The organism is Microcoleus sp. S13_B4, from assembly GCF_036700885.1.
In the GTDB taxonomy this organism is placed as follows: Bacteria; Cyanobacteriota; Cyanobacteriia; order Cyanobacteriales; family Microcoleaceae; genus Microcoleus.
In genome coordinates this window covers 104,008-105,478 of record NZ_JAUBPU010000014.1, presented here as the reverse complement: position 1 = coordinate 105,478, position 1,471 = coordinate 104,008, and the positions used below count along the sequence as shown (strand labels likewise).

Below are 1,471 nucleotides of genomic sequence, written 5' to 3'. Positions count from 1 at the left end.
GGGACTTCGACAACGATGACGGGGACTTCGACAACGATGACGGGGACTTCGACAACGATGACGGGGACTTCGACAACGATGACGGGGACTTCGACAACAATGACGGGGACTTCGACAACGATGACGGGGACTTCGACAACAATGACGGGGACGGGCCCGGATATTTCGATCACCCCGGTGCCCCGGCCACCTCTGACAGTTCCTACGCCTCCCCCACAGCCACTTTTTGTCGATGGCTTAGTTGTCGCAAATGACGGCAGTAACTATTTAATCGGCAGCTTGTTCAATGACACGATTTCCGGGGGTGGTGGCGACGACACGCTTGTGAGTCGGGACGGAGACGATCTACTCAGGGGCGAAGACGGTAACGATTCTCTCAACGGTGGCGCTGGTAAAGATATCGTTGAGGGCGGGCGCGGCAATGACACGGCGCGGGGTGGCAAAGGCGATGACTTGGTTTCTGGCGACCAAGGCGATGATGTAGCTTTTGGCGACCAGGGTAACGATCTTGTCTTGGGTTCTGAAGGCAACGACACGCTGTACGGCGGTAAAGGCAATGACTGTCTGCGCGGCGGTGGCGAGGACGACCTGATTTTTGGCGACAAGGGCAATGACACTGTTTTTGGCGACACGGGTAACGACTGCCTGATCGGCGCTGCAGGCAATGATATTTTGTTGGGCTCCGAGGGCGGGGATGTCATCACCGGCGGTGTTGGTAACGATACTGGTGACGGCGGCGAGGGTGATGACCTGATCTTCGGGGGCGACGGCAATGATTCTGTGTCTGGAGATGCTGGGGATGATATTCTTTCGGGCGATCGCGGATCGGATACTCTGACAGGAGGCGACGGATCGGATATCTTTGTTCTCGGTAGGGTGGGAACGTCGCCTGGTAGCAACGGGTTTCTCACTACTGGCGGCCGCGAAATCGGCGATGCTGATGTAATCAGAGATTTTAAGGCGGGAGATTCGATCGGTCTGGCTGGAGGTTTGAACTTTACAGAGTTAGAAATTTTCCAGGGCCAAGGCTCGAATTCTAGCAACACGATTATTAGGGACAGGCGAACTGGGGAATTTTTGGCGGTGTTGATTGATGTTCGATCGAACTCGCTAGATGAATCTCGGTTCACTACCGGTCAAATACCGCGCGTAAACGACAATCCCTTCACCATTGAGGGAACAACAACGAGTCCCACAACGGGAACCACAACGAGTCCCACAACGGGAACAACCACGAGTCCCACAACCGGAACCACAACGAGTCCCACAACCGGAACCACAACGAGTCCCACAACCGGAACCACAACGAGTCCCACAACCGGAACAACCACGAGTCCCACAACGGGAACAACCACGAGTCCCACAAAGGGAACAACCACGAGTCCCACAACGGGAACCACAACGAGTCCCACAACGGGAACCACAACGAGTCCCACAACGGGAACCACAACGAGTCCCACAACGGGAACCA

At 55.7% G+C, this 1,471-nt stretch carries 1 protein-coding gene; it reads left to right on the top strand.

Annotation, left to right across the window (positions count from 1 at the left end):
* Nucleotides 1–177 precede the first annotated feature (177 nt).
* On the top strand, nucleotides 178–1,471 hold a 1,294-nt coding region (locus tag QT994_RS11265; RefSeq protein WP_333174466.1), incomplete at its 3' end, for a calcium-binding protein.